At 48.8% G+C, this 7,052-nt stretch carries 8 protein-coding genes; all 8 read left to right on the forward strand.

The features are described from left to right. The 8 genes from H6A32_RS10380 (at nt 1) to tnpC (ending at nt 6,869) form a co-directional block, all read left to right on the forward strand. Nucleotides 1-1,710 (forward strand): extracellular solute-binding protein, encoded by a 1,710-nt coding sequence (locus H6A32_RS10380; protein WP_087253187.1) that lies wholly within the window; start codon nt 1-3, stop codon nt 1,708-1,710. A gap of 22 nt (nt 1,711-1,732) precedes the next feature. After that, a complete protein-coding gene (locus H6A32_RS10385; RefSeq protein WP_087253190.1) occupies nt 1,733-3,217 on the forward strand; it encodes a glycoside hydrolase family 32 protein in 1,485 nt (494 codons plus the stop codon). A gap of 189 nt (nt 3,218-3,406) precedes the next feature. Then, entirely contained in the window at nt 3,407-3,835 is a 429-nt protein-coding gene (locus tag H6A32_RS10390) for a MarR family winged helix-turn-helix transcriptional regulator (RefSeq protein ID WP_087253192.1), read from the forward strand. A 68-nt stretch (nt 3,836-3,903) separates the two neighbouring features. Continuing rightward, nucleotides 3,904-4,137, forward strand: a complete 234-nt coding sequence (locus H6A32_RS10395) for a hypothetical protein (RefSeq protein ID WP_343215498.1) — start codon at nt 3,904-3,906, stop codon at nt 4,135-4,137. A gap of 81 nt (nt 4,138-4,218) precedes the next feature. Continuing rightward, nucleotides 4,219-4,608, forward strand: a complete 390-nt coding sequence (tnpA, locus tag H6A32_RS10400) for an IS66 family insertion sequence element accessory protein TnpA (RefSeq protein ID WP_204864294.1) — start codon at nt 4,219-4,221, stop codon at nt 4,606-4,608. Then, a complete protein-coding gene (gene tnpB / locus H6A32_RS10405; protein ID WP_204864295.1) occupies nt 4,598-4,957 on the forward strand; it encodes an IS66 family insertion sequence element accessory protein TnpB in 360 nt (119 codons plus the stop codon). Before tnpA ends, tnpB begins: the two co-directional genes overlap by 11 nt. Nucleotides 4,958-5,245: 288 nt before the next feature. Continuing rightward, nucleotides 5,246-5,707 (forward strand): transposase, encoded by a 462-nt coding sequence (locus H6A32_RS16900; protein ID WP_346342272.1) that lies wholly within the window; start codon nt 5,246-5,248, stop codon nt 5,705-5,707. After that, the gene (tnpC, locus tag H6A32_RS10410) at nt 5,658-6,869 is read left to right on the forward strand and encodes an IS66 family transposase (RefSeq protein ID WP_346342273.1); all 1,212 of its coding nucleotides are present in this window, start codon (nt 5,658-5,660) and stop codon (nt 6,867-6,869) included. Before H6A32_RS16900 ends, tnpC begins: the two co-directional genes overlap by 50 nt. Nucleotides 6,870-7,052 lie beyond the last annotated feature (183 nt).

Here is a 7,052-nt window from a genome sequence, read left to right on the forward strand (position 1 = left end):
ATGAGAAAAAGAATAAAAAGACTGACGGGTCTTGGCCTGTCGCTGATACTGATAATGTCCCTGTTCGGATGCAGCAGTGGAAATGCGCAGGTTGCAGATACAGATCCGGATACGCCGGTGGAAGAAGTAACCTTTCCGCTCGAAGAGACGAAAGAACTTTCGTTTATTACAAGCGCTCCGGCGACGACTACGCAGGAGCCGAATGAGAAACTGATCTTCCAGAGGCTGGAGGAGCAGACTAACGTACATATTGACTGGACATGCTTTGTAGATGACCAGTTTGCCGACAAGAAAAACCTTGCTCTGGCGCAGTTCGGCAATCTTCCGGACGGACTTTTTACGGCGGGTATGAACGATTACGATCTGCTCCGGTATGCGAAGCAGGGCATCATCATACCACTGGAAAACCTGATCGACAAATATATGCCAAATCTTCAGGCTGTGTTTGAGAAATATCCGGAATACAGGACCATGGTCGAAGCGCCGGACGGCCACATTTATTCCTTCCCCTGGATTGAGCAGCTGGGTGAGGGCAAGGAAGCAATCCAGGCTATCGGTGATATCCCGTATATCAATAAGAAGTGGCTGGATTTCCTCGGACTTGAAGTGCCGACTACAACGGAAGAACTGGAGCAGGCGCTCATCGCATTCCGGGACAATGCAGACGCTCTTGAAAAAGAATTCAATATTGAAGGCGATGTGATCCCGATGTCGTTTATCATCAACAACGGCGACCAGGATCCGGCGATTTTGATCAACGGCTTCGGTGAGGGCTATGGAGATACCGGGGATCATTTTGCAGTGACAGATGAAGGCGAGGTAATATATACCACCGTACAGGAAGGGTATAAAGAAGGGATCAAGTGGCTGCACTCTCTGGTAGAGCAGGATCTTGTGGATCCCGAGGCATTTACCCAGGAGTGGTCCTCATATGTTGCGAAAGGAAAGAACCACAGATACGGCCTCTGCTTTACATGGGATATCGCAAATATCGACAACTATGAGGACTACGTGATGATGCCGGCGCTGGCAGGACCGGATGGTCTTGTCAATATTACAAGGCAGAACGGAAGTGAGACAAGCGGCTTTGACCGCGGAAGATGCGTGCTTACGACCAGCTGCCGCGATACGGCGCTGGCAGCAGCGTGGATCGACCAGATGTATGCACCGCTCCAGTCACCGCAGAACAACTGGGGAACCTATGGCGAGAAAGATGCGGATAATATCTTCGAGATGAGTACAAATGCAGAAGGCGGACCGATGCTGAAGCACCTGGACCTGGGCGACGCCTCGCCGGTGGAGGTGCGGCAGGCACAGTCTGTAAACGGACCGCTCGCTGTGCTCAATGATTATTATGATGTGTATGTAACACAGCCGGACGATGCGAAATGGCGTCTTGACAACATGCATGAGGTCTATCTGGATGACATGCATAGTAAATATGTTTATCCGAATGTGTTTATGAGCATTGATGATACGAACCGGGTTTCACAGCTTGATACGGATATCAAGAAATATGCGGAACAGAAGAAAGCGGACTGGATCTTAAACGGCGGGATTGATGAGGAGTGGGACGAGTATCTCCAGAAGATGGAGGACTACGGCTTATCCGAATATCTGCAGATCAAGCAGAAATATTTCGACAGCTATCAGGAATCCCTTGCAGAGCTTGAAGCGGCAGGATCCGCGGACGACGCGTCCGGAAATTAAGAAGGAAAGGAACTGAATCAATATGACAAGTCAGACACTGCGTGAAGCAAGAAAATACGAAGAAGCTTCTGAAAAGATGATAAAGAAAGAGGAGCGGCCGGATTTCCATTTGTCTGCGCGCACTGGCTGGATGAATGATCCGAACGGCTTCTCATACTACAATGGGCAGTATCATATGTTTTATCAGTATTATCCGTATGAAACAAAATGGGGACCAATGCACTGGGGACACGCGGTAAGCAGTGATCTCCTGCACTGGGAATACCTTCCGGCGGCACTTGCACCGGATGATGCTTTTGACCGGGACGGATGTTTCTCCGGGAGCGCGGTAGCGCTTCCGGACGGCAGGCATCTGCTGATGTATACCGGTGTGCTCCGGGAACGGCAGGCAAACGGCGGATATGGAGATATCCAGACGCAGTGTCTTGCCGTAGGCGATGGTGTGGATTATGAAAAGTGTGAGATGAACCCGGTCCTGGATAAAGCGGATCTTCCGGAGGGGAGCAGCGCGCATGATTTCCGGGATCCAAAAATGTGGCAAAAAGAAGACGGCACATACTGCTGCGTGGTCGGAAGCCGGCCAGCAGACGGGAGCGGACAGATATTATTATATACCAGCCCGGATGGATTCAAATGGAAGTTTAAGAGCATTCTGGCATCCAATCATAATCGTTTCGGAAAGATGTGGGAGTGTCCGGATTTCTTCAGACTGGACGGGAAATGGGTGCTGCTGACAAGTCCGCAGGATATGCTGCCGAAAGGATTTGAATACCATAACGGAAACGGAACGCTCTGCCTGATCGGAGAATATGATGAGGAGACAGGAACCTTTACAGAACAGCATGATCAGGCCATTGATTATGGAATTGACTTCTATGCGACTCAGACGATCCTGACACCGGACGGACGTCGGGTGATGATCGGCTGGATGCAGAACTGGGATGCATGTGCGATCCGCTCGCCGGAAGAAAAATGGCTGGGGCAGATGAGCCTTCCGAGAGAGATTTTTATAAAGAACAACAGGCTTTACCAGCGTCCGGTCAGAGAGCTGGAAGGGATGCGGAAGAATAAAACAGAGTACCGCAATGTTGCATTTACCGATGTGATACGGCTGGACGGGATCCGGGGCAGAAGGATCGATCTGGAACTGACCCTCCGCCCCGGCGATTTAGAAAATATGTACCGGAAATTCGCGCTTCGTTTTGCTCAGGATGACACATACCAGACAGCGCTCAGTTTTCGCCCTCATGAATCCGTTCTTAAAATCGACAGAAAATTCTCCGGTTCCCGAAGAGCGATCATCCATCAGCGCCGGTGTCTGGTGAACAGTAAAAACGGTGAACTGAAACTGCGGGTGATCCTTGACAGGTTCAGTGCAGAGGTCTTCATAAACGACGGTGAGCAGGTTATGACGGCGACAATCTATACAGACCAGTCAGCGGAAGCGATTTCCTTTTTCGCAGACGGAGACGTAAATATCGATGTCGTGAAATATGATCTTGTATAGGATACTATATGGCGGAATCGTATCGTCCATTCGTTCCTGCGGACAGAAAACCCCATGTATCCTGGAGAATGAAACGGAGTGGGTAATTACCAGAAGATCAAATGGTAATTACCCGCTTCTTGACATTTACACAAAACGGATGTAAGATAGTCCATAGTATTTAGAGTTCTAATTAAAGGATGGCAGATTATGAATGAGAAAAGTATTATGGAAAAATATGATAAACTGAATCGGAAAATGCAGCGGTATTTTTCCAGCTTTTTTACAGGGACGGCGGTGACCAGCATTCAGGCATTGGTGCTGCAGTATCTTATTGTTGAAACCAAGAAAAGGGATGTTTTTCCGAAGGACCTGGAAGAGTTCCTGGAGATCAAGCCATCTTCTGTTACAAGCCTGATCAGCAATTTAGAGCGTAACGGTTATCTGCGCAGGGAAAGTCTGGCGAAGGACGGACGTTACAAAAAGCTTGTTCTGACAGAGAAAACAATGGAAATGGAAGAGGAAATAGAAAAGTGTATTGACAGTTATATGAAAAATATGTTTCTGGGAATATCAGAAGATGATCTGAAAGTATTTGAAAAAGTGATACTGCAGATGACGGAAAATACGGGCAGGTAATTTTTTTAAACAAATACTTAGAATTCTAAATAATGAAACATTTAACAGCAAAAGGAGGAATTTTAACTATGAATCAGACTACAACAGCCGCAAATCCTCTTGGGTATGAACGGATTGGAAAATTACTGAGGAGTTATGCGATTCCCAGTATCATTTCTTTGATCATCAACTCTCTCTATAATATGGTTGACCAGATTTTTATCGGCCAGGGAGTAGGATTTCTTGGAAACGGAGCTACAAATATCATTGCGCCGATTACAATGATAGCCATTGCGATCGGCTCTTTATTTGGTACACGGTAAATTCTCAGTACCGTGCTAGTTTCCTCGCTCCATGAGATAATAACTCCAGAAAACTACAAGTTTTTTAAAGGAGTTAGTGCCATGGATAAAATCACACATCAGGTCCGTGCAGAGCACTGGGCCAGGATCCTGAATGAATGTCTGAACAGCGGGATGTCAAAGAACGCCTGGTGCCGGGCAAACGGGATCTCTGAGAAACAGTTCTTTTACTGGCAGTGCATCCTGCGCCGGGAAGCTTATGGAGCATCTCAGGATCCATCCTTACCTGCAGTTACAGAGGCAGGACAATTGTCTCCCGTTCAGCAGTCCGTATCTTTTGCCGAGATCAAACTTCCTGCTGTGTCACCAGACGCATTACCTGTTTTCCATCCGGATCTTGTGATCCGGAAAGGGAAACTTGTCCTGGAGATTGCGAATTCGGCTTCGGCAGAACTGCTCTCCCGGGTAGGAGGGATCCTCCATGCTGAATAACGCATCCGGATTTCGAAAGGTTTACATTGCTGCCGGCTATACGGATCTGCGGCGGGGCATTGACGGACTGGCATCCATTGTGAAATTCAACTTCCAGCTGGATCCATACGAAAAGGATATCCTCTTCCTGTTCTGCGGTAGACGCAGTGACCGCATTAAAGGGTTGGTCTGGGAAGGGGACGGATTCCTTCTCCTCTACAAAAGGCTGGAGCTTGGCGGTTTCAGCTGGCCCCGTACAAAAGAAGAGGCGCTGGAGATCACGCCGGAACAATACCGGGCGCTGATGCAGGGGCTGGAGATCGTATCCAGGCACCCGATCCAGGAAGTGCAGCCCAGCGATCTCCTGTGATACATTGTGCAAAACGGAGAAATTTAAAAATCTTTTCCGGCCCGCCCTCGCAGATACAGTGGAAGTTATCCACATCCGGGTTTCATACCATTCATTCACTTAAGAGTACTCCACAGCGATCAGCTGCTGTGTGGATAAGTACTCTGAAAAACTGAAAAAACTAGTAGTTTTTTCGGCTTTTCAGAGTGTTTATCCGTTGGTGAGAATGACGGACTCATTTTTCGTCCGGTTCGCTTTTTCTTTTTGTTTGCGGTACAATAGTCCCAGCAAGACAAAGGAGCGCCGAACATGACGAAGATCTACTCACCGGAAGAACTGAATAGTTTCAGCAGGGAAACACTCGTGGCAGTGATCCTGTCCATGCAGGACCAGCTGGCCAGGCTGAATACAAACATGGAACGCCTGATCGAGCAGATCGCGTCTGCAAACAATCACCGTTATGGGCGCTCTTCCGAAAAGCTGGATGTGATCGCCGGACAACTGGAACTGGAGCTCATCTTTAACGAAGCGGAAGCTCTGACAGAGACACTTTATGTTGTCGAACCTGCCGAAGAGGATGTGATCCAGGTCACGCGCCGGAAGAAAAAAGGAAAACGCGAGGCAGATCTTAAGGATCTTCCCGTGGAAATCATTCCCCATACCCTTCCGGAAGAAAAGCTGCAGGAGATCTTCGGCGCTGTTGGCTGGAAGCAGCTTCCGGATGAAGTTTATAAAAGAGTCCGGGTACAGCCGGCAGGTCTACACAGTTGAAGAGCACCATGTGGCCGTGTATGCCGGAAAGGACAACCAGACGATCGTGAAGGCAGACCGGCCGAAGGAATTGCTCCGAAACAGCATCCTGACCCTCTCCCTGGCTGCAAGCATCCTGAATGCCAAGTATGTCAACGGACTTCCCTTATACCGGATCAGCCAGGAATTCCTGCGGAATGACATCCATATCTCCCGGCAGGTAATGGCAAACTGGGTGATCCAGTGTGCCGACCGGTATCTGGGACCCCTTTATGATTACCTTCATAACAGGATGTACCGCTTCCATGTGCTGCAGGCCGATGAGACACCGGTCAAGGTATCGAAAGATGGGCGTCCGGCGAATAGCAAGAGTTACATGTGGGTCTACCGGACGGGAAAGGGATATAAGGATACACCCATTATCCTGTATGAATACCAGAAGACCCGGAAAGCAGACCATCCGCTGGAATTCCTGAAAGGATTCACGGGAGTTGTCGTCTGCGACGGATACTCTGCCTACCGGAAGCTGGACCGGGAAACCGAAGCCATCGTCTTCGCAGGGTGCTGGACCCATGCGAGAAGGTATTTCGCCGATGCCCTGAAAGCACTGCCGAAAAAGGAGCATGAAGCAGCCAGGGATACGGTCGCTTATGAAGCAATCAAGCGGATTGGTGCGATCTATCATCTGGATAACCAGCTTGCCGGTCTGAAACCGGATGACCGCAGAAAGCAGCGGCAGATCAACCTCAAACCTCTGGTGGAGGCTTTCTTTGCGTGGGTAAAAGAGATCCAGATTTCCGGCCGTCTCTCTAAAGGGAAAACGCTGGAAGGAATCAACTATTGTATCAATCAGGAAGAGGCATTAAAAGTATTCCTGGATGACGGTGAAGTCCCGCTTGATAACAATGCAACAGAGGGGGCGCTGCGCAGCTTCTGCCTGCACAAACATGCATGGAAACTGATCGACAGTATCGATGGTGCGAAATCCAGTGCGATCGTCTACAGCATTACGGAAACAGCAAAGGCAAATCACCTGAATCCCTTCCGATACCTGGAACACGTCCTGACTGTGATGAAGGATCATCAGGAAGATACGGATTACCGTTTTATGGAAGATCTGCTTCCATGGTCTGAGCAGCTACCGGAAATCTGCCGAAGCAAAACCAAAACAACGAATGTGTAAACCGGCCGCCAGGAAACGGCGGTCAAAAAATATGCTGGTACTCATGATTTACCGTGTACGATTGATTGCCGCTATTATCTTTTGGGTTTCTTTGTTCAGGGAATCGAGACTTGTAAATATGTTTTCTTTTAAGCGCTCGATTAAATGTGTCTCCAAAAAACGGACGTGGTTTTCTATCGTCGG

It is taken from the genome of Drancourtella massiliensis (genome assembly GCF_016900655.1).
GTDB lineage: Bacteria > Bacillota > Clostridia > Lachnospirales > Lachnospiraceae > Sellimonas > Sellimonas catena.